Origin of the sequence: Streptomyces sp. NPDC001933, from assembly GCF_042890955.1 — a bacterium.
GTDB lineage: Bacteria > Actinomycetota > Actinomycetes > Streptomycetales > Streptomycetaceae > Streptomyces.
Genome location: NZ_JBIASS010000013.1, coordinates 37,039 through 56,246 on the forward strand (window position 1 = coordinate 37,039; position 19,208 = coordinate 56,246).

Consider the following 19,208-nt stretch of genomic DNA (forward strand, 5'->3'; position numbering starts at 1 on the left):
CTCGCCCCTCCTCGTCACGTCACGGTCTTCCCCGTCCGGACCCGGCACGTCAGCCGAACACCGCCGACCGTGCGGCGGAAGGCGTGCCGCTCTCCAGGTATATGACGGAGTCCAGCTGGAACGGCCCGTCGGTGGTGGCCCCGTACACCGGATGCGGGGCGAGCACGGCGCTCCGGGGAGGCGCCGGAAGGGTGAACCAGACGATCTTTCCGGACCCGCCCCTCGGACGGACCCCCCAGCTCTCGCTGACCGCGGCGATCAGTGCGAGCCCGCGCCCCGAGGTACTGGACGCGCTGGGCTCACGCACGGTCGGCAGCCGTGGGTCGTGGTCGTGGACGGACACCGTCAGCCGTTCGAGCAGCAGCTCGATCTCGACGGTGCATGATTTGTCCGGCTGGGCATGCCGGTGGACATTGGTCAGCAGTTCGGTGACGCCGAGCGCGGCCTGGTCGATCAGAGGATCGAGATGCCAGTAGCGCAACTGCGCCGAGATGATTCTGCGGACCTGACCGATCCGCGACGGCAGGGCCTGGAGCTCCACCGTGCAGTGCCTGCTTGGCTCGCTGATCACGGCTGCGACTCCCCGAAATAGGTCCGGAAGAAGACGGAGGAACGGATCCCGCGACCGGCCGGCCGCTGATCCGGGCCCGGCGGTGTGGATCGCAGTGTCACCGCCGGTGAACCATGAGTGACGTGTCCAATGTCGCCCAGGGGTCACGGCTCCGCAACTCGCGATGTCCGGGCGCGGCCGCCGGTATCAGGTCATCCGCCCGCCCGCGCTGCGCAGCGTTTCGAGGAAGCGGTGGGCTGGCCCGCCCCGGTCCGGACCGCGGTTGCGCTGCCCCATCGTCAGCCGGTACCGCGTCCCGTTGAGGCGGGCCACGGCCGCGCCGGTTCCGGCGAACCACGGCCTGCCCGCGCTCACCGTCACCACCGGGGCGCTGTCGATCTCCCGTCCGTTGCTGGTGAGCAGGGCCAGTCTGCCGTCCTTGACGATCACCTGCCCGGCCCTCGTGAGCGAGCGGGCCCACCGCTCGATCCGTACCCCCGTCGCACTGAACTCCGTTTCCGACATGGTTGCTTCGCCCCCTTCGTGACACTTCTGATGGGAAGTCTGCACAAACCTGGACCGGCACGCCAGGCCGCGTGCCGGTCCGGTGCCAAGGCTCCGGGCCGCTCGACGCCAAGGCAGGGCTATGGACCATCAAAGTGAACATTTGTGCAGGTAGGGGGAATACGGTTGTCGGTGGAGTGATGGTGACACGAGGAGGAACGCGATGATGGGCACCGAGAAGCACGGCGGCGAGGGGCGGGCCGCTGCGACGATCGACATCGACCGCTCCGACCCCGGGTACCGGGCCTGGCTGAAGGAGGCGGTACGCAAGGTCCAGGCCGACGCCAACCGCTCCGCCGACACCCATCTGCTGCTCTTCCCGCTGCCCGAGGCGTGGGGCATCGACCTCTACCTCAAGGACGAGTCGACGCATCCCACCGGCAGCCTCAAGCACCGGCTGGCCCGCTCGCTCTTCCTCTACGGGCTCTGCAACGGCTGGATCCGGCCGGGCAAGCCGGTGATCGAGGCGTCCAGCGGTTCGACGGCCGTCTCGGAGGCGTACTTCGCCAAGCTGATCGGTGTGCCGTTCATCGCCGTGATGCCCCGCACCACCAGCCCCGAGAAGTGCCGGCTGATCGAATTCCACGGCGGCCGATGTCATTTCGTCGACGACTCGCGGAAGATGTACGAGGAGTCCGCCAGGCTCGCCGCGGAGACCGGCGGCCACTACATGGACCAGTTCACCTACGCCGAGCGGGCCACCGACTGGCGCGGCAACAACAACATCGCCGAGTCGATCTACCAGCAGCTGAGGCTGGAGCGCTATCCGGAGCCGACGTGGATCGTCGCCACGGCGGGCACCGGCGGCACCTCGGCGACCATCGCCCGCTATGTGCACTACATGCAGTTCGACACCCTGATCTGTGTGCCCGACCCGGAGAACTCCTGCTTCTTCGACGGCTGGACCCGGCACGATCCCCTGGCCACCAGCGACTGCGGCTCCCGGATCGAGGGCATCGGCAGGCCCCGGATGGAGCCGAGCTTCGTGCCCGGGGCCATCGACCGGATGATGAAGGTGCCGGACGCGGCCAGCGTCGCGGCCGTGCGCGCCCTGGAGCAGGCCATCGGCCGCAAGGCCGGCGGCTCCACCGGCACCGGGCTGTGGAGCGCGTTCAAACTGGTCGCCGAGATGGTCGAGCAGGGCAGCACGGGCAGCGTCGTCACCCTTATCTGTGACCCGGGCGACCGCTACCTCGACAAGTACTACTCCGACAGCTGGCTCGCCGCGCAGGGCCTGGACATCGCCCCGTACACGGCGACCATCGACTCCTTCCTGGCCGACGGCAACTGGCCCTGACCACCGGCCCCGACCACCGGAACGGGGCGCGGGCGCGCTGCGCGGGGTCTCAGGCCGCGGATCCGGTCAGCCGCCGGTCGAGCTCGCGGACCGCGTCCCGGAAGGAGCGGCCCACCCCCGACCGGGCCAGCCGCAGGGTGAACCGGAACGGTGCGGAACCGTCGGCGGCGAACGTCCACTGCACCAGCGTCCCGGTCCCGGCCGGGGTGAGCCGCCACTCCTCCAGCAGGGCCCGCATGCCGGGGGCGTTGGTCCGGTCGGCCCGGTAGGCGTACCGCTTGCCGGGCTCCGCCGCCATGATCGTCTCCTGGATCAGGAAGCCGCCCTTGAGCCGGACCTCGCGGCCCGCGCCGTCCTCGGTGGGCCGGGCGGACGTCACCGCCGCGAACCAGCCCGGCCAGCCCGGCACATCGTCGGCGAGCGCCCGGTAGACCTCCTCGGGGGCCGCGGACACCTCGGCGGCGAAGACCAGCCGCAGCGGAGCGGATTCGACGAACTCGAGCTCCACGGAACGGAGTCGGCGTGGCATGGGACGCACCTCCCGTGCGGTCGGCGGCGGACGGGGCCGCGCCACACCATAGCTGACGCATCATCAGATGTCGCGGTCCGTGCGGCCGCCGTATCCCGGCGCGTCCGGGGCCGGCCCCGGACGCACGCTACGGACGGTGCGCCGGACGGTCCAGCATGCTGTCGAGCACCCGGCCGAAGACCCGGCGGCCCGCCCCGGCGATCAGCGGATCGCACCACCCCGGCAGCAGTCGCACGCCCAGCTCCTCCACCCACACCACATGCGAACCGGAATCCGTCGGATACACATCGATCGACGCCCGGCCCCGCACCAGCGAACCGCGCTTCTCCAGTCGGCACAGCCCCGCGCGCCCGGCTGCGGGCGGTGTCCACCGCACCACTTCCATCGGGTCGTCGAACCCCAGCGGCCCCACGCCCGTACGCGCCACGAAAACGGTTCCGACACCGGTCGGCAGCCCCGTGGGGACGGTGATCGTGGTCAGCGGTACGCGCGCCGCGTGCCGTTCCCAGTCCGTCACCCGGCGCCAGGACTCGGCGGCGGGCAAGGAGGTGAAGCGCTCGATCCGGAAGACGGCCACAGCACGATCCTAAGGGCCCGGACACCGCCCGGCGCGAGCCGAGCGGAATCCGCCCAGGGCCAGACAGCAGCTCAGGAGCCGCCCTCCGCGACCGGGCCGGTCACCACCAGCCCCGGCAGATGCTCCTCGATCTCCGCACGGGCGGCGGCCGACAGCCCCGCGTCCGTCACGAAGGTGTCCACCTGGTCCAGCGAAGCGAACGAACTAAGGCCGACCGTGCCCCACTTGGTGTGGTCGGCGACCACCACCACCCGCCGCGCCGACTGGACGAAACGGCGATTGGTCTCGGCCTCCGCCAGATTCGGCGTCGAGAGACCGGCCTCCACCGAGATCCCGTGCACGCCGAGGAACAGCACATCGAAGTGGAGGGAGGCGATCGCCTGATCGGCGACCGGACCGACCAGCGAGTCCGAAGGGGTCCGCACCCCGCCGGTCAGCACCACCGTGGCGGCCCCGGGCCGGGTCCCCGCCGCGCCCCCCGACCGTTGCGCGGTGTGGAAGACATCGGCGACCCGCACCGAGTTGGTCACCACCGTCAGATCCGGTACGTCCAGCAACTGCTGGGCGAGCGCGTACGTCGTCGTGCCGCCGGAGAGCGCGATCGCGCTGCCGGGCACCGCCATGGCCGCCGCCGCCCGCGCGATGTCCTCCTTGGCGGTCAGCTCCAGCGCCGACTTGGCCTCGAAGCCGGGCTCGTGCGTACTGGCCTCGACCACCGGCACGGCCCCGCCGTGCACCTTCTCGATGACCCCCTGGCGGGCCAGCGCGTCCAGATCCCGGCGCACCGTCATGTCGGAGACATTCAGCTTGCGGGTCAGCTCATTGACCCGGACCCCGCCGCGCCTGCGCACCTCGTCGAGGATCAGGGCACGCCGCTGCTCCGCGAGCAGGTTCTGATTGTCGCTCAACGCCGGGTCCGGTCCTTCCCGATGGCCGTGCAGCAGTCTCTTCGAACGGGGTCATCCTGCCACGCGGTGTCGCCGGCCGCCGCACTGGGGAGATTCGGTGAGAGCGGTGCGGCCACCGGCCCCTTTCCGCGATTCTGGTGACCGCGCACCGAACCCCCCCACGACCGAGAGAGCGAGCCACTCCCGTGCCACCTGCCCCCCAGGCCCCGCAGAGCCCCGGGCCCGCGCTGGAACTGCTGGTCCACGGCGTGGGCGGCGCCACCCCCCAGGAGATGCTCGACGACCCGCGTACCGTCCGGATCACCGGCGACGCGACCGCCGCCATCTACCGCCGGGCCGAGGACACGGACGCCGAACAGCACCCGGAGCGCTACCGCGACCGCCCCATCCCCGAGGCCTACTGCTGGTCCAACCTGACCTCCGGCAACGGCTCCCGCGCCCTGTGGCTGCTGCTGCTCCCGTTCATGGTGGTCAACCTCGCCCACTGGATGCGCCCCACCGCCCGCTCCCGTACCCGCACGGTGCGCCTGTACGGCGTCCTCGTCCGGCTCGTCGCGCTCAGCCTCACGGTGCTGCTGACCGCGGCGGCCTGCGAGGTCGCGCTCGACCTGGCGGCCTGGCAGTGCGCGGGCGTGCCGGACTGCTCGAACCAGCGGTCCTGGCTCGGCTTCCTGTCGACGGCACAGGGCGGCTGGTGGTCCCAGCCGGGCCGCAGGCTCGCCCTGGCCGCCCTGGTGCCCACCGCCCTGGTGGCGCTGCTCTGGTTCCTGTCCAACCGGACCTGGAGCGCGTACGAATCACAGCGCCCGCTCACCGGAACCGAGCCGGACGATCTCGACCCCACGCCCGCCCCGGCCGCCACCGGCACCGTGCCCGTCGTCCGCCCCGCCCTCGGCCGGCCCGGATTCTGGTACGGCCGCCGGCTGGTCGCCCGGCTGCGCGCCGCCCACACCGCCGCCGGATTCCTGACCGTCGCCGCCTCGGTCGCGGGCGCCGCGGCCCGCCACGACCGGGCCGTCACCGGACCCGTACCCGGCATTATCGGCCGGCTGATCGAGGCGGCACTGGTCCTGGGCGGACTCGTCGTGCTCTGGGTGGTCTGCCGCCGCGGCCGCAGCGAACGGCGCCTGGACAACCGGCTCGACCGCGCCCTCATCACCTACCTGCCCGGCGCGGCCCTGGCCCTGCTGGTCCTCGCCGCGGCGTACGCCGCCTGGTCCCGCCCCGACTGGACCTCGGCCGGCGCCCTGCCCGGCGATCTCGCCTTCAGCGTCATCACCCTCGCCCAGGGGACACTCGTCGTCGCACTCGCCGTGGTGTCACTGAGCCTGTACCGCCGGACCCCGGAACCCCGCACCGTCATGTACGGACTCGGCGGGCCCGTGGTCGCGATGCTCGCCTGCGCCCTCGGCGGCGTCATGAGCGGCGGGGTCTCCCAGCGCGTCGCCGACTGGCTCGACGGCCCCGGCACCCCCGGCATGGGCCGGAGCTCCGTCATCGAGGGCCCGCCGGTACTGCTCAGCTGGCAGGCGTCGGTCATCCCCGTGCTCCTGGTGCTGCTGGCGGTCCCCGCCCTGGTGCTGCTCGTACGGACCTGGCTCGCCGCCCGCGCCCTGGAGCCGGAGATCGACCGGGCGTACGCGGACGAACGGCCGGACCCGGCCCGCACCCGGCAGATCGCCCGCATCCAGGCCACGGCCGCCCTCACCGACTCCGCCCCCTGGATCCTCGGGCCGGTCTGCGCCGCCACCTTGCTGCTCGGCGCGGCGGCGGTCTTCGGGGCCTGGGTGAGCGACCAGGTGCCAGGACTCGCGATGAAGGGCAGCGGCCCGTTCGTCGAGTCCGTGGCCCAGGCCGCGCAGTCCACCGGCTCCTGGATGGTCGGACTCGGCTTCATCCTCTTCGTCACCTGGGGACGGCGCGCCTACCGCGACGCCTCGGCCCGGCGCACCATCGGCATCCTCTGGGACGTCGGTACGTTCTGGCCGCGCGCCGCCCACCCCTTCGCACCGCCCTGCTACGCCGAGCGGGCCGTCCCCGACCTGGCGTCACGGATGTCCGCCTGGACCGCGCTCACCCGGGGCAGGCTCGTCATCTCCGGGCACTCCCAGGGCAGCGTCCTCGCCGCGTCCGCGGTCTGGCAGCTGCCCGCCGAGACCCGCAGCCGGGTCGCCCTGCTCACCTACGGCTCGCCGATCGAGCGACTGTACGCGCGCTGGTTCCCGGCCTACTTCGGCCCCGGGCCGCTGCACGCCCTGCACCGCTCCGTGCACTGCTGGCGCAACCTGTGGCGGGCCACCGACCCGATCGGCGGCCGGGTCCGGCTCGACGAGGGCCCCGGGCCCGAGGTCGACCGAGGGCCGCTGAAGGACCCCCTGGCCTACGGGCGGACCCGCGAACATCCGCTGCCCGAAGCCGTACTGGGGCACTCGGACTACCAGGCCGACCCGGTCTTCGCCCAGGAGCGGGCCGCGCTCCTGGAACGACTGGACCCGGTCCTGCCCCGCCAGTCCGACGGGGAGGACACCACCAAGACCCCGCGGACTCAGGGCAGTTCAGGGAGGTCTTCCGGGTAGAGCAGGGTCAGGTCGTCCGTGCTCGGCTCGGCGAGCTGGGCGACCCGGCCCGCATGCCGCTCCACCATCGACTCGAAGGTCTGGCGCGCGGTACGGCCGTTGCCGAACGCCGGCCCCTTCGGCAGCTCGGCGAAGTACTTCAGCAGCGCCTCCCCGGTCCCGGAGGCCAGGCTGTACTCGTGCTCGTCGGCCTGCTGCTCCACGATGCGCAGCAGCTCGGCGGGCTCGTAGTCGCTGAAAGTGATGGTCCTTGAGAAACGGGACGCCACCCCGGGGTTGACGGTGAGGAACCGCTCCATCTCGTGGGTGTAGCCGGCGACGATGACGACCACCGCGTCCCGGTGGTCCTCCATCAGCTTCACCAGCGTGTCGATCGCCTCCCGGCCGAAGTCCCGGCCGGAGTCCTCGGGCGACAGGGCGTACGCCTCGTCGACGAACAGCACCCCGCCGCGCGCCCGGTCGAAGGCATCCTGGGTCCGGATGGCGGTCGAGCCGATGTGCTCACCGACCAGATCGACACGGGACACCTCGACCAGATGGCCCCGCTCCAGCACCCCGAGCGAGGCGAGGATCTCGCCGTACAGCCGGGCCACGGTGGTCTTCCCGGTGCCGGGGGAGCCGGTGAAGACGAGATGGCGGCGGACGGACGCCGCCTTGAGTCCGGCCTCCTGGCGCCGCCGGCCCACCTCGATCATGTCGGTGAGGGCGCGCACCTCCCGCTTGACGCTGTCCAGGCCCACCAGCGCGTCCAGTTCCCCGAGCACCGCGTCGGACCCGCGCGCCGGCGCGGTGGCGGGCACCTCGGCCGGGGCGGGCTCGACGGCGCGCTGTCCGGGAACGCCGCCGAGCAGTCCTGGGGCCGACTGCGTCGCCGTCAGCACGGTGGGTGCCGGGGGAGCGGGGGGACGCAGCGCGCTCTCGTCGCTCGTGCAGTCCTCCACCACGGGGCCGGTTCCCTGGCCGTCGCCGTGCGTGACAGCGGGCTCGGCGAACTCGTAGCCACCGCGGGCGCACCGCTCGGTCCGGCAACGGGTCAGCGTCGTACGGCAGCCGTCCATCACATGGAAGCCGTAGCCGTCGCTGCCGGTGACCCGGCAGCTGTTGAACGTGCCGCGGCCCTCGGCGGACACGTAGAAACCGGCCTCGGCGGGCGAGGTGACCGTGCAGCGCTCGATCGTCGGGTCGGCGCCCTTGGTGACGATCACTCCGGTCTGCGCCGCGTCGATGGTGCAGTTGTTCAGCGTGCCCCCGCTGCCGTGGTCGCGGAACCAGGCGCCGGTGGACGCCTCACGGATGCGGCAGTCGTCCAGCTGCGCGGTCGCCCCGTCGCTCACCGACACCGCGGTGTTGCGGACCTGGGACAGATCGCTGTCGACGACGTCGGCGCGCGAGCCCCGGTCGAGCACGAAGATGGCGTCCGGCACGTCATGGACCCGGCAGGAGTCCAGTATCACCGTCGCCCCGTCGCTCACCCAGACCGCCGGGTAGTCGCCCGTACTGTCGTGGATCTCGCACTGGTTGGCGTCGACCCGGGTGCCGGGATCCCAGACCGAGAGGCCGTTGCGGCCGAAGCGGCGCACCGTGGAGCGGGTCAGAGTGAGGACCGAACGGGAACGCAGGTCCACCGCGTTCTCCGGGATGTCGTGGATGTCGCAGTCGGCGAGCGTCAGTACCGCGTCGGTGTCGAGCGTGACACCGTCCGCCGAAGTGCGGTGCACCGTGCAGTCGGTGAGATGGGCGGCCGCACGCGCGGTCACCTGTATCCCGCTGCCCTTGATCTCGTACACCTCGCAGCCGACGCCCTCCAGGGCGCTGCCCTCGCCGGTGACGCTGAGGCCCGCGCCCGACGCGTGGTGGACCCGGCAGCGCTCCAGCCGCGGATGCGCGCCGTCGCGGACCGAGACCCCGGACTGCCCGGCGGAGACGACCTCGCACTCCTCGAACACCCCGCCCGCGCCGTCGAGTACGGCGATGCCGACCCCGGCGGGGTTGTCGACCGTGCAGCGGCGCACGGTCGGCCGGGCCGTACCGCGCACCTCGATCCCGGCGGCGGAGCGGGTGACGATCCGCAGGTCCGCGATGTCCGGTGCGCCGTCCTCGACGAGCAGTGCGGGGGCCGTCGAGTCCTGGCCCTCCACATGCAGGTCCGTGACGACGGCGGAGGCGCGGACGGTCAGCGGGACCCCGTCGGGCGGGGCGATCCGGACGGAGCCGACGGAACCCTCGGGTCCGCGCAGGGTCACCGCGCGGTGCAGGACCAGATTCTCCCGGTAGGTGCCCGGCGCGATGGTGAGGACATCACCGTCGGCCGCGGCCTCCAGGGCTGCGGTGAGGGAGGCGTATTCGCCTGTGCGGCGCCGCCACCGCGATGTGCCGGTGTGCGTCACCTGGACCGTGCCCTGTGCCATGGCGCTGTTGTGCCCCCACCTCGTGCGTGCGTGATACCCGTGTCACCGGCCTTACGGCAGCGGCGAATCCCGGGACCGCCCACCGGGAAAGCGGGCGGGCCGGTCCACCGTAGCGCGCGCGGCGGGCGGGAGTTGCCCCGATCACCAGCTGATCAGCTGCCGGTTCCGGTCCTGCCCCAGTCCGGACCGGTCTTGGCCCAGTCCTGGTCGATCCGGTTGTACCGTCCGCGCACCATGTGCCGGACGATCAGTTGCCGTACACCCTCGATCAGTCCGACGGCGAGCATCGTCGCGCCGAGCCCGGCCAGCACCGCGTGGGTACGGGCCGTCGGGGCGTCCATGGGGCGTATGGCGGGGCGGCCGTCGAGATCCGTCCAGATCTCCACCCTGGTGCCCGGGGCGGTCCTCCGGGACGAGGTCATCACCGTGCCGCGGCGGGCGGTGCCGTCCGGGGCCTTCCAGCGCGCCACCACCGGGGTCTGCGAACCGCGCTCCGAGGACACCTCGGGGTCGGTGGCGAAACGCGGCGGCCGCGGTGCCCGGCGCAGCACGACCGCGGTGGTGGCACGACGTTCGGCCTGCTGGAGCCGCACCGATTCCTGCAGGGCGTCGTCTGCGTACGACCCGCACACCCAGCCCAGGGCCGGCGCCGCCAGCACCATCAGGAGCAACGCGACAAGAGCCACCCATGCCTCGCGCCGGTCAGTGGCGCGGCGCAGGGGATTGTGCCGCCAGCGCCAAACACCCGTAACCGCTCGCACAGTCCTGCACCCCCTTCCGTATCCGTCTTAGCCTGATACGGCACGCTTCGCGTGGTGAAGGAGCGAAGAGAGAGCAACCTCACCCCGGCCAACGCGCGACCCACCCCCATGAGTTCCCGTCGGCCCGCCCCGGACTGACGGCACGTCCGGAGCGAGAACGCCGAAGTCGCCGTCGAGTCCCCATGGCTCGACGACGACTCCGTGCGACTGCGTGTGATGTCGGCTCAGTACCCCCGGCCCTGGTACGGGCGGTTGTACGGGTCCTCGTAGGGCGAGGGAGCCGGGGCCGGCCGGGTGGGCGCCGGGCGGGGCGACGCCGGACGCATCGCCTCGTAACCGGTGCCCGGCGCGGGCCGCTGCTGTTGCTGCGGGTAGGGCGCCTGGTATCCGCCGCGGGCCGCGGACGGCTGCTGCGGGATGTACGGCGCCGGCGCGTGCTGCAGTTGCGCGGGCTGCATCGGCGCGTAACCCTGCTGAGCCGCCGGCTGCTGGTAGCCGTACGACGGACCGGGCTGGGAAGGTGCCGCAGGAAGAGCCGGCAGCGCCGCCGGGAGCGCCGGCAGATAGCTGTTGCCGGTGTCGTAGGCGGCAGGCACTCGGATCGGAGCGATCTGAGGGGTGCCCCGCTCCGCGACCAGGGAGTCGTAGATCGGAGTGTCGGGGAACGACGGTGCGGCGTAGTAGCCGCCGCCGTAGGTGGAGCGGGGGGAGGTCATGACACCTAAGTTAAGCCCACGATGTGCTGGTTGGGGAGACCTAATCTTGGGGTCATCCGTTTTACGCCGGTTCTGGCCGCCTGACCTGGCAAAACAGGGATAAAGGATCCGTTAGGAGCGGGGGCTTTTCCGCCCCTGACGGACCGTGTGGAAGAACATGCGGCCCACGGCATACTGGGCCGCCACGGCAACGGGAGGGCTCAGCGGTGACCCGAGAGCACACGGAGTACGACGTCCTGGTCGTCGGAGGCAGTGGCGTGGACACCATCGTGCGGGTCGACACCCTGCCCGTCCCGCTCGCCGACTCGGTCCATGTCGGGCCGATCGAGGAATGGCCGGGCCATACCGGGGGGAACGTGGCGCTCGGCACCCGGGCACTCGGACTGGAGGTCGCGCTCCTCGACTGCATCGGCGACGACTGGACCGGTGCCCAGGTGCGCGAGCGCCTGGCCGAAGGGGACGTGGAGTTCGCCCCGTTGATCTCCGCTGCGGGCACCCGCCGCGCCGTGAACCTGGTGGACGCGACCGGACGCCGGATGTCGTTCTACGACGCCCGCGACCCCGCCGACCTGAGAATGCCCCGGGATTTCTACCTGCCGAGGCTGCGGCGTACCCGCCACGTCCACCTGTCCATCATGAACTTCACGCGCTTCCTCTACGACGACATCGAGGAACTCGGCGTACCCGTCTCCACGGACCTGCACGACTGGGACGGACTGGCCTACCACCACCGGGAGTTCGCGCTCCGCTCCGACCTCGTCTTCCTCAGCGCGGCGGGCGCGGGCGAGGGCACCTTCGCCCTGATGCGGGAGATCCTCCGCGAGGGCCGCGCCGACACCGTGGTCGCCACGGCGGGCGCGGGCGGCTCCCACGTACTCACCCGGGACGGCGGCCCCACCCCGCACCACGTCCCCGCGACCGTCCCGCCCGCACCGGTGGTGGACTCCAACGGCGCGGGCGACGCGTACGTCTGCGGCTTCCTGTACGGGAGGCTCGCAGGCCGGGATCCGCTGGAGTGCGCCCGGCTGGGAGCCGTGGCGGGGGCTTACGCCTGCACCGCGCCGGGATCCACCGCCCTCGTCCCGAGGGAAGTCCTGCTGGCGTCGGACCACGACCGGGACGGGAGCCAGTAGCCGGGGCGGCACCGAGCGCTGCTGTCCCGGGACTCGCTCCGGGTGCCGGACGGAGTGCTGTACGGGCCGGTGCGCAGGATTTCCCAAGCCCTGGCTGCATGCGGGGGCCGGCGCCGCCGTAGCGTCGCGCGGCGTAGGCGGCGAACCAGGCGGAGTGGTCCAACGGCCCCGTTCGCCAGGACAGTTCGGCGAAGAAGCCCGTACGCGGCCGGCTTGCCGCCGGTGCCCTCCGGGAGATGGACGATGCCCCGGAGCACACTGCCCGGCGTGGTGCGGGAGCAGGCGCCGCAGCGCCGCCCCGGCCGGACCCGAGTCGAAGGCGGGCCCGCCGCGGGAGGCGGCCGCCGCGTCACCGGCCGACGGGCTCTTGGCCGTGACGGAGCTCGGCGCGGTGACCGGTACGGCGCGAGCGGACGAACCGGCGACGATCCAGGATCTGAGGCCGATCAAGGGTGACCTCGTCCGCCGAAGGGATACGGGGCTCGCCCGGGACACGGTGCGCCACCGGGCCACCCACGGAAACCGGCGGAGCCGGCGCAGCCGCGCACCGGCCGCGTCGTGCCGGGGCGGCGCACCGGCACCGGCAGCATGGTGCGAGCATCGAAATCCATGAGGCTCAGCCATAGAAGAATGCGCTTTTATGACCTCCTGTGCAGGCCGCAGGATGGCTGCGAGCCGGCTTCCGGGGAGGAACGCATGACGTCAGCCATCGAATCGGGCCTGCTGCCCGGCACTTCCGAAACACGTCCGGAAGGGCTGGCCGTCGGTGGCGTCCTGCTCACCGAACTGGCACGGCGTTTCGGAACGCCCCTCTTCGTGTACGACGAGGAGCATCTGCGCCGGCGCTGCCGGGAGGCGGTCGCCGCCTTCGGCCGGGACAACGTCGCCTACGCCTCCAAGGCGTTCCTGTGTACGGCCATGGCCAGGCTGGCCCACGAAGAGGGGCTGCTGCTCGATGTCGCCTCCGGCGGCGAGCTGCGGGTCGCGCTGCACGCCGGGGTGCCCGCCGACCGGATCGTCCTGCACGGCAACAACAAGGACGCGACGGAGCTGCGCACCGCCATGTCCGCCCGGGTGCGGCACCTGGTGGTCGACAGCTTCGACGAGATGGACCGCATCGAGCGGCTGCATGCCGAGGAACACCTGCCGCCCGCCCGGATCCAGCTGCGGGTGGCGCCCGGAGTGGCCGCCGGTGCGCACGAGGCGATCCGCACCGGTGGCAACGACTCGAAGTTCGGCTTCGGCCTCGCCGGCGGAACCGCGGCGGCCGCCGTGCGCCGAGCCGCCGGTTCCCCGGCGATGACCCTGGAAGGCGTCCACGCGCATGTGGGCTCGCAGGTGCTGGACACCGCGGAACTCGCGGCCGGCGCCGCCGCCGTCGCGCGGTTCGCCGCCGACACCGGGATGCACCGGCTCACGGTCGGCGGCGGCCTCGGCGTCGCGTACGAGGCGGGACAGACCGCACCGTCGTTCGCCGAATGGGCGGCCCGGGTACGGATCGCGGTGCGTGACGCGGGCTGGGGTTCCCCGGTGACCGTGGAGCCCGGCCGTTCCATCGCCGCCCGCGCCGGGCTGACCCTCTACCGGGTGGGCACGATCAAGCGCATCGAGGGCGTGCGGACGTACGTCGGCGTGGACGGCGGGATGAGCGACAACCTGCGCCCCGCCCTGTACGGCAGCCGCTACGAGGTGTTCCTGCCGCGCAGCCCGCGCGCCCCCAGGCCCATGCGGGCACGGCTGGTCGGCAAGCACTGCGAGAGCGGTGACGTGATCGTCGACGACGCCGCCCTGCCCGCCGACGTCGCGGTGGACGACCTCCTGGCCACGCCGGTCACCGGCGCCTACGGATACGCCATGGCCTCCAACTACAACAAACTGCCGCGTCCCGCCGTCGTCTTCGTACGCGACGGCCACGCCCGCACCGTGGTGCGCCGGGAGACCGAGGAGGACCTGCTGCGCCTGGACGTGGACGAGCCCGCCAGGGATCACGGGACAGCCCTTAACCTGACCCGATGCTGAACAGTGCCCGACTGCTCGTCCTGCTGGAGATCGCCCGTACCGGCACCATCGTGGCCGCGGCCCAGGCGCTGCATCTGAGCCCCTCCGCGATCTCGCACCAGCTGGCCCGGCTGGAGCAGGAGCTCGGAGTGGCGTTGGTGGAACGGCAGCCGCAGAGCCTGCGGCTGACCGCGGCCGGGGTGCGACTGGCCGAACACGCGCAGGCGGTTGCCGACCTGATGGCCGTGGCCCGGGACGACCTGCGGGCGCACTCCGAGGGCGAGGCGGGGGTCCTGCGGCTGGGCTTCTTCGCCTCCTCGGGCCTGGAGCTGCTGCCCCGGGCCCTGTCGGCGTTCTCGGCGAACCGGCCCCAGGTCGAGCTGGAGCTGATTCTGGGACAGCCGCACGAGCTGGTGCCCGACCTGGAGGCGGGCCGGCTCGACGCCGCGGTCGTCTTCGAGCATCCGCTCGACCCCTGGTGCCGGCAGGCAACCGTGGACGTGGAGATGTTCTTCGACGAGCCGCAGCTGGTGGTCCTTCCCCTGCGGCACCGCCTCGGGCGGCACGCCGCGGTCCGGCTCGCCGCCCTTGAGGGGGAGAGCTGGATCGGTACGCACGGCGGCCACACCGGCGAACCGGTTCTGGAGCGGGCGTGCGCGGCAGAGGGTTTCCGGCCCCGGGTGCGCTGCCGCAGCGATCACTACCAGGTCACGATCAACCTGGCCCGCGCGGGCATGGGCATCGCACTCGTCCCGGCCCTCGGGCTCGGCGACACCGCAGGCGTGCACGTCTGCCGACTGGACCACCCCCGGCTGCACCGGCGCATCGGCGTCGCCACCCGGCCCACCAACCGCAACCCGCTGCTGAAGATCTTCCTCGCGGACCTGCGGTCGGCCGCCGAGGAGATCCGGTCGCTGCTGGAAGTGCAGTGGGCGTGACCGGTACGCCGGTCACGCCCACCGCGTCCCCGGGGGTTTCTCAGCCGGCGGTCGGGCGCCCGGCACAGGCCGCGAGGGTCCGCCCCACGTCCCGGATGGCATGCACCGCGGCCCGCTCGGTGCTCGGGCCCAGCGCCGTGTCCCAGTGCGCCACCACCGCGTACGCCAGCCGGCGCCTGCCCACGATGACACCGGCGTCGGCACGGACCCCGGTGTCGGTGCCGGTCTTGTTGGCCACCAGGAGCCCGTCGCGCAGCCGTTCGGGAAAGCCCGGGGCGTACGGGTCGTGGTCGATCAGCGCGGGGACCAGGCCGTGGTCGGTGTTGGCACGCATCCAGCTCAGCAGCCGGGCGGAGGCCGCCGGGCTGCTCATGGTGCCGCGCACCGCGTGCGTCACCAGCCGCGCCAGGTCCCGTGCGGTGCCGGTGGCGAAGACGGGTGGCACGCCCGGGCCCCGGACGTCGCGGACCCTGTCGTGCAGCGTGAGGTGATCGAGCCCGAGCTCCCGTGCCAGCCGGGCCGTGGACTCCCGCCCCACGAGGCGCAACAGGGCGTTGGTGGCGGTGTTGTCGCTCACCGAGGCCGTCAGCCAGGCCAGATCCTCGACGGTCCAGCCGCGCCCGCTCAGCCTGCGCAGCAGACCGGTGCCCTCCGCCACGTCCTCGTCGAGGACCTCCACGACACGGTCGGCGGGCAGTTCCCCGCTGTCCAGCCGGTGTGCGACCTCGGCGAGCAGCAGCAGCTTCGAGGCGGACGCCACCGGCAGCACGGTGCGCTCGTCCACCCCCACCGTGCCGCCGCCGTCGATGTCGACGGCGGCGACGGCGAGGGTGAGCGGCAGCGCGGCCGAGCGCCGCGCCGCCGCGGCCACCTGGGCCAGACTCATCGGATCCTCACCACTTCTCCCGCCCGCGCCGAGGTCGGGCGGCCGTCTCTCGCCGCGATCCGCCCCGACACCACGACAGTATCGATGCCTTCGGGCGTCAGCAGGGGCCGGTCGAAGTCGGCGGTGTCGCGCACCGACGCCGGGTCGAGTACGACGAGATCGGCGACGGCGCCGTCGCGGACCACGCCGCGGCCGGTGAGGCCGAACCGCCCGGCGGGCAGTCCGGTCATCTTGTGCACCACGCTCTCCAGCGGGAGCAGTTGCTCGTCGCGGGCGTAGTGGCCGAGCACCCGGGCGAAACTTCCCGCCCAGCGCGGATGCGGACGGCCGGGTTTGGGCACGCCGTCCGAGCCGATCATCGACAGCGGGCTGGCGAGGACCCGGCGGACGTCGTCCTCGCGCATGGAATGGCTGATGATGGTCACTTCGCCCTGCTCGGCCAGCAGGAGATCGCACGCCTGGTCGACCGGATGGACGCCCCGCTCGGCCGCGAGTTCGGCGATGGTGCGCCCCTCGGCCTCGGGATGTGTCTGCGCGGCGGCCACCGAGATGAGGTCCCAGCCGCCGTTCCCCACGGTGTTCTCCCACCCCTCGACGCCCCGGGCGATATCCCTCCTGATCCGGTCGCGAGTCTCGGGGCGGCGCAACCGCTCCAGCAGGGCGCCGACGCCGCCCTCACTCGCCCACGGGGGCAGCATGGCGTGCAGGACGGTGCTTCCCGCCGTGTAGGGATAGACATCGCACAGCACGTCCACGCCTTCGGCGCGGGCCCGTTCCAGCCGGGGCAGGGTGCGCAGTGTGGCGCCCCAGGCGTGCCGGCCCGCGGTCTTGTGGTGGGAGATCTGCAGCGGGGCGCCGGAGCGCACCGCGATCTCCAGGGCCTCTTCCAGGGCGGACTCCACCTGTGACATCTCGTCGCGCAGATGGGTGACGTAGGGCTTGCCGTGCCGGGCGGCGACCCCGGCCAGCGCGACGATCTCCTCGGTGTCGGCGTAGGTGCCGGGCGGGTAGATCAGCCCGGTGGACAGACCGGCCGCCCCCTGGGCCAGCGCCCGGTCCAGCAGTGCGCACATGGCGTCCAGTTCACCGGGCCGGGGCGGCCGGGCCTCGAAGCCCATCACTCCGGCGCGCAGCGTGCCGTGGCCGACCAGCGAGGCGATGTGGGTGTGGCGCAGAGCGGGGTCCTGACCGGCGGCGAACGCGTCGAAGTCCACGGCGGGCCGCACCGGTCCGAGCCCGAACGTCACCCTGAGGTGCTCGGCGAGTTCCGGCAGCCGCGCGGGGAGCGAGGGGAACAGGCTGGTCCCGCAGTTGCCGCAGATCTCCGTGGTGACGCCCTGGAGCAGGGGAGCGAGACGGAGGTCGTCGGCCGCCTCCGCGGTACCGCCGTCCCCGTGGGGCGCCGCGAGGGCGTCGGAGTGCGTGTGCACATCGATGAAGCCGGGTGCGACGACCCGCCCGGCCACGTCCAGGGTCTCGGCTGCCGTGGCGGGGGCGCCGGCGGGGAGCACGGCGATCCGCCCGTCCACCACCGCGATGTCCGCCTCCCGCGCGGGTGCTCCGGTTCCGTCCACGATCGTGCCGCCGCGCAGCAGCAGATCGAGGGGGCGGCCCATCACAGCACCGTCGACAGGAAGGCCCGCGTGCGCTCGTGCTGCGGGTCGGTGAACAACAGGTCGGGGCTCCCGGCCTCGACGACGGCGCCCCGGTCCATGAACAGGACCCGGTCGGCGACCTCACGGGCGAAGCCCATCTCGTGGGTGACCACGACCATCGTCATGCCGCTGCGGGCCAGGTCGCGCATGACCCCGAGCACTTCGCCGACGAGTTCGGGATCGAGGGCGGAGGTGGGTTCGTCGAAGAGCATGAGGGCGGGTTCCATGGCCAGCGCGCGGGCGATCGCCACGCGCTGCTGCTGCCCGCCGGACAGCTGCCCCGGGTAGTGGTCCGCCCGGTCCGCGAGACCGACGTCGGCCAGCAGCCCGCGGGCCTGCTCCTCGGCCTGCGCACGGGTCCGTCCCTTGACGACGACCGGACCCTCCATCACGTTCTGCACCGCGGTGCGGTGCGGGAACAGGTGGAACCGCTGGAACACCATGCCGATCCGTTCGCGCTGGCGCCGCACATCCCGGGCGCGCCGCTCGCGCAGCACCCGGCCGGACGGGCCGTGCTGTTCGTAGCCGACCAGCTCACCGTCCATCCACACCCGCCCCGCGTCGATCCGCTCGAGGTGGTTGAAGCAGCGCAGCAGCGTGGACTTCCCTGACCCGGAGGGGCCGATGACACAGAGCACCTCACCGCTGCGGACATCGAGGTCGATGCCCCTCAGCACCTCGGTGTCACCGAACCTCTTGCGGACCCCGCGGGCCTTGAGGATCACGTCGTTCATGCCGTTGCCCCCTTCTTGGCGCGTCCGGGCAGGAGATTGGCCAGGATCCTGCTCCGCAGCACGGGAGCGGTACCGGGGCTGTAGCGCCGCTCGACGGCGTGCTGACCGATGCTGGCGATCGTGGTGAGCACGAGGTACCAGATCGAGGCCACCAGGAGCAGGGCGACCACTTCGAAATTGGCGAGGTAGAGGTGCTGGGAGACGGTCATCAGATCGGCACCGGCGATGACCGAGACCAGCGAGGTCGTCTTGAGCATGGAGATGAACTGGTTGCCGAACGGCGGGATGATGACCCGCATCGCCTGCGGAAGGATGATCCGGGACAGGATCCGGCGGTTCGACATCCCGATGGAGGCGCCCGCCTCGCGCTGGCCGGGATCCACGCTCTGAATGCCGGCCCGCACGATCTCGGCCATGTAGGCGCCCTCGTTGATGGAGAGTCCGAGGAGCGCGGCCACGAAGCCGGTGATCACCTGGTTGGACTGCCAGCTGATGAGTTTGGGGCCGTCGAAGGGGATCCCGACGCTTATCACGGGGAACAGCAGGGCCAGGTTGAACCAGAAGATGAGCTGGACCAGCAGTGGGGTGCCCCGGAAGAACCAGGTGTACGCACCGGCGGTGAGCCGCAGGACCGGACTGTCGGACAGCTGCATCACCGCGACGACGACCCCGATGGCGATGCCGAGCACCATCGAGACGAGGGTGAGCTGAATGGTCACCCCGAGGCCCTTGAGGATCACGCCGTCGAACTGGTACTCGGCGACGATGTCCCAGTGCAGATTGGGATTGACGATGACGGTGTAGGCGAGCCACACCGCGAACAGGGCGGCGGCGAGGACCGCGAGCCAGCGGCCGGGACGCGGGCGTCCGGTCACCTGGAGGGAGAGGTCGTCCTCGTGGAGCATCCGGTCGGCGGGGCCGGCATCCGGCACCCCGCCGCGGGCGGGCCCGGGTGTTTTCTGGGGGTTCATGTCCGTT

17 protein-coding genes are annotated in these 19,208 nt (G+C 72.3%); 5 read left to right on the plus strand and 12 right to left on the minus strand.

The genetic code is table 11. The features are described from left to right. Positions 1 to 49: 49 nt before the first annotated feature. Together ACFYY7_RS28390 and ACFYY7_RS28395 are read right to left on the minus strand one after the other, a co-directional pair. Complete coding sequence (locus ACFYY7_RS28390) at positions 50 to 571, minus strand: ATP-binding protein (RefSeq protein WP_388665694.1); 522 nt, start codon at positions 569 to 571, stop codon at positions 50 to 52. A gap of 186 nt (positions 572 to 757) precedes the next feature. Further along, complete coding sequence (locus ACFYY7_RS28395) at positions 758 to 1,075, minus strand: hypothetical protein (RefSeq protein WP_388665696.1); 318 nt, start codon at positions 1,073 to 1,075, stop codon at positions 758 to 760. 205 nt (positions 1,076 to 1,280) lie between these two features. Between ACFYY7_RS28395 and ACFYY7_RS28400 the strand changes: the two genes are divergently transcribed. Then, positions 1,281 to 2,411: a PLP-dependent cysteine synthase family protein gene (locus tag ACFYY7_RS28400; protein WP_266737277.1), complete on the plus strand. Its 1,131-nt coding sequence runs from the start codon at positions 1,281 to 1,283 to the stop codon at positions 2,409 to 2,411. 49 nt (positions 2,412 to 2,460) lie between these two features. Here the strand turns inward: ACFYY7_RS28400 and ACFYY7_RS28405 are convergent, their stop codons facing one another. From ACFYY7_RS28405 to ACFYY7_RS28415, 3 genes are all read right to left on the minus strand, one after another. Then, on the minus strand, positions 2,461 to 2,940 hold the full coding sequence (locus ACFYY7_RS28405; RefSeq protein WP_388665698.1) for an SRPBCC family protein: 480 nt from the start codon (positions 2,938 to 2,940) through the stop codon (positions 2,461 to 2,463). Positions 2,941 to 3,067: 127 nt separating this feature from the next. Further along, on the minus strand, positions 3,068 to 3,517 hold the full coding sequence (locus ACFYY7_RS28410) for an SRPBCC family protein (RefSeq protein ID WP_388665700.1): 450 nt from the start codon (positions 3,515 to 3,517) through the stop codon (positions 3,068 to 3,070). Between the two features lie 71 nt (positions 3,518 to 3,588). Beyond that, complete coding sequence (locus ACFYY7_RS28415; protein ID WP_388665702.1) at positions 3,589 to 4,425, minus strand: DeoR/GlpR family DNA-binding transcription regulator; 837 nt, start codon at positions 4,423 to 4,425, stop codon at positions 3,589 to 3,591. A gap of 185 nt (positions 4,426 to 4,610) precedes the next feature. Here ACFYY7_RS28415 and ACFYY7_RS28420 point away from each other — a divergent pair, with 185 nt between their 5' ends. Next, a complete protein-coding gene (locus tag ACFYY7_RS28420) occupies positions 4,611 to 7,001 on the plus strand; it encodes a hypothetical protein (protein WP_388665704.1) in 2,391 nt (796 codons plus the stop codon). Here ACFYY7_RS28420 and ACFYY7_RS28425 read toward each other — a convergent pair. From ACFYY7_RS28425 to ACFYY7_RS28435, 3 genes are all read right to left on the minus strand, one after another. Further along, positions 6,971 to 9,409, minus strand: a complete 2,439-nt coding sequence (locus tag ACFYY7_RS28425) for a right-handed parallel beta-helix repeat-containing protein (protein ID WP_388665706.1) — start codon at positions 9,407 to 9,409, stop codon at positions 6,971 to 6,973. The two genes, ACFYY7_RS28420 and ACFYY7_RS28425, sit on opposite strands and share 31 nt — an antisense overlap. Before the next feature lie 152 nt (positions 9,410 to 9,561). Then, positions 9,562 to 10,095, minus strand: a complete 534-nt coding sequence (locus ACFYY7_RS28430) for a hypothetical protein (protein WP_388665708.1) — start codon at positions 10,093 to 10,095, stop codon at positions 9,562 to 9,564. A gap of 299 nt (positions 10,096 to 10,394) precedes the next feature. Further along, complete coding sequence (locus tag ACFYY7_RS28435; RefSeq protein WP_266734996.1) at positions 10,395 to 10,886, minus strand: DUF6643 family protein; 492 nt, start codon at positions 10,884 to 10,886, stop codon at positions 10,395 to 10,397. Positions 10,887 to 11,092: 206 nt separating this feature from the next. Between ACFYY7_RS28435 and ACFYY7_RS28440 the strand changes: the two genes are divergently transcribed. The 3 genes from ACFYY7_RS28440 to ACFYY7_RS28450 all read left to right on the plus strand — a co-directional run bounded on the left by ACFYY7_RS28440 (position 11,093) and on the right by ACFYY7_RS28450 (position 14,955). Beyond that, entirely contained in the window at positions 11,093 to 12,019 is a 927-nt protein-coding gene (locus tag ACFYY7_RS28440; protein ID WP_388665710.1) for a carbohydrate kinase family protein, read from the plus strand. 696 nt (positions 12,020 to 12,715) lie between these two features. Continuing rightward, the gene (gene lysA, locus ACFYY7_RS28445; RefSeq protein ID WP_388665712.1) at positions 12,716 to 14,038 is read left to right on the plus strand and encodes a diaminopimelate decarboxylase; all 1,323 of its coding nucleotides are present in this window, start codon (positions 12,716 to 12,718) and stop codon (positions 14,036 to 14,038) included. Beyond that, entirely contained in the window at positions 14,032 to 14,955 is a 924-nt protein-coding gene (locus ACFYY7_RS28450; protein WP_266734991.1) for a LysR family transcriptional regulator, read from the plus strand. Before lysA ends, ACFYY7_RS28450 begins: the two co-directional genes overlap by 7 nt. Positions 14,956 to 14,995: 40 nt before the next feature. Here ACFYY7_RS28450 and ACFYY7_RS28455 read toward each other — a convergent pair whose 3' ends face one another. From ACFYY7_RS28455 to ACFYY7_RS28470, 4 genes are read right to left on the minus strand one after another with little or no spacing between them, the layout of a single operon-like run. Beyond that, positions 14,996 to 15,841: a serine hydrolase gene (locus ACFYY7_RS28455; RefSeq protein ID WP_388665714.1), complete on the minus strand. Its 846-nt coding sequence runs from the start codon at positions 15,839 to 15,841 to the stop codon at positions 14,996 to 14,998. Then, positions 15,838 to 17,457, minus strand: coding sequence for an amidohydrolase family protein (locus ACFYY7_RS28460; RefSeq protein ID WP_388665716.1), 1,620 nt, complete (start codon positions 17,455 to 17,457; stop codon positions 15,838 to 15,840). Before ACFYY7_RS28460 ends, ACFYY7_RS28455 begins: the two co-directional genes overlap by 4 nt. Further along, positions 17,457 to 18,230 carry an amino acid ABC transporter ATP-binding protein gene (locus ACFYY7_RS28465; protein ID WP_388665720.1) on the minus strand — a complete coding sequence of 258 codons (774 nt, stop codon included), beginning with the start codon at positions 18,228 to 18,230 and terminating at the stop codon, positions 17,457 to 17,459. The genes ACFYY7_RS28460 and ACFYY7_RS28465 overlap by 1 nt, the downstream gene beginning before the upstream one ends. After that, positions 18,227 to 19,201: an amino acid ABC transporter permease gene (locus ACFYY7_RS28470; protein ID WP_388665722.1), complete on the minus strand. Its 975-nt coding sequence runs from the start codon at positions 19,199 to 19,201 to the stop codon at positions 18,227 to 18,229. The genes ACFYY7_RS28465 and ACFYY7_RS28470 overlap by 4 nt, the downstream gene beginning before the upstream one ends. Between the last annotated feature and the right edge of the window lie 7 nt (positions 19,202 to 19,208).